This is a genomic window from Thiomicrospira microaerophila (assembly GCF_000934765.1).
Classification (GTDB): domain Bacteria; phylum Pseudomonadota; class Gammaproteobacteria; order Thiomicrospirales; family Thiomicrospiraceae; genus Thiomicrospira; species Thiomicrospira microaerophila.
The window spans coordinates 1-1412 of sequence record NZ_JYNN01000101.1 but is presented as its reverse complement, the minus strand read 5'-3'; the positions used below and the strand labels follow the sequence as shown (position 1 = coordinate 1412).

Annotated in this window: 2 protein-coding genes; one reads left to right on the top strand and one right to left on the bottom strand. The window is 46.9% G+C overall.

The window, feature by feature from the left end; translation table 11 throughout:
• Nucleotides 1-50 precede the first annotated feature (50 nt).
• Nucleotides 51-206 carry a hypothetical protein gene (locus NA59_RS15625; RefSeq protein WP_232504100.1) on the top strand — a complete coding sequence of 52 codons (156 nt, stop codon included), beginning with the start codon at nucleotides 51-53 and terminating at the stop codon, nucleotides 204-206.
• Between the two features lie 12 nt (nucleotides 207-218).
• Here the strand turns inward: NA59_RS15625 and neuB are convergent, their stop codons facing one another.
• Nucleotides 219-1220, bottom strand: coding sequence for an N-acetylneuraminate synthase (gene neuB / locus NA59_RS12725; RefSeq protein WP_044413582.1), 1002 nt, complete (start codon nucleotides 1218-1220; stop codon nucleotides 219-221).
• Nucleotides 1221-1412: the final 192 nt, after the last annotated feature.

The following is a 1412-nucleotide window of genomic DNA, read 5'->3' as shown; positions in this document are numbered from 1 at the left end:
GTGTTGGTTTAACTTGTTGAAAATTATAGCCTGCTCGGATGGGTTTTTAAATGGATTTTTTACTGGTTGAAAAACTTGTCATTGCGCAGTTGGCTGGAGATTCCGGCCTGCGCCGGAATGACGGGGGTGTGCGCGACTGGTCAGAGATTGCCGCGTCGCTGCGCTCCTCGCGACGCGGGTGGTTTGTATTCGTAGTTTCAAGATAAATGTAGACTGGCTTAGATCAGCTCGTCGGCTTGATAGTTTTTTTGGGCCCGTTGACCGATGATTTCGTTCCAGCGCATCGGCGAGATACCCAGGCCTGGTCGTTTTATGGTTAGATTTTGCTCGCTAAATTGCTGACCTTGTTGAATGGCTGTTTTTGCAACAATACTTTTTCTAACTACCTGTTTGTTTTTTTGCTCGCTGGCGCTGGGACGTTTAATGCCATCGCCTAGGGCGATTTCAATGCTTCGAATTGCACGAATCATGGCGTTGAGTTCATGCGGCTCTAAACTGGCTTTGTGATCCGGCCCCGGTAGGGTTTTGTCTAGCGTAAAGTGTTTTTCGATAATGCTTGCACCTAAGGCAACGGCGGCGGTCGGCACTTCGATGCCCGGGGTATGATCGGAATAGCCGACTTTGAGTTTGAACGCCTGCGCCATGGTTTGAATCGCAAGAAGATTGACATCATGCATTTGAGTGGGGTAATCGGTCGTGGCATGCAAAAGGGTTAGATTATCTCTGGCGGTTCCTGCCGCTATTAACACCTCGATGGCCGCTTCAATGTCAGCGAGCACCGCCATGCCTGTTGAGAGGATGACCTGTTTATTGTATCCGCCTATCTGTTTTAAATAGGGGTAGTTGGTTATTTCACCTGAAGGGATTTTCCAACGCGGCATGCCTAGCCGGTGCAGTAGTTCAATACTTGGCATATCGAAGGGCGTAGACATAAACTCAATGTTTTTGTGTTGGCAGTAGGCGATTAAATCTAGATGATTCTGCGCGGTTAGCTCTAAGCGTTTGAGCATGGAAAACTGGCTTTCTTTTACGCCGGTGTTAGCGGTTTGATAGTCAGCTTGTTGTGCTGCTTGGGTGACAAGTTGCTCGGTTTTAAACGTTTGGAACTTTACGGCATTCGCGCCCGCTTCGACCGCTACATCGACAAGCTGTTTAGCCAAGTCAATCGAGCCATTATGATTAACGCCTGCCTCTGCAATAATAAATACTGAATTTGTCATTTTGACTCCAATATACGTCCACGCTCAACATAGCAACCAGGCCTGGTGATGTCTTTTAAAATTAATGCACCTGCGCCAATAATGACATGATCTGCAATAATTAGAGTCCGCTCAAAAAATCAGCGAACAAGAAACCGAACAATTCGAACTCAGCGCTAATTTGTTTTTTTCATGCGCTAACTCTTTTTAGTG

Coding starts and splice junctions, on each gene's coding strand:
- neuB (WP_044413582.1), bottom strand. CDS start 1,220: ATGACAAATTCAGTATTTATTATTGCAGAGGCAGGCGTTAATCATAAT.
- NA59_RS15625 (WP_232504100.1), top strand. CDS start 51: ATGGATTTTTTACTGGTTGAAAAACTTGTCATTGCGCAGTTGGCTGGA.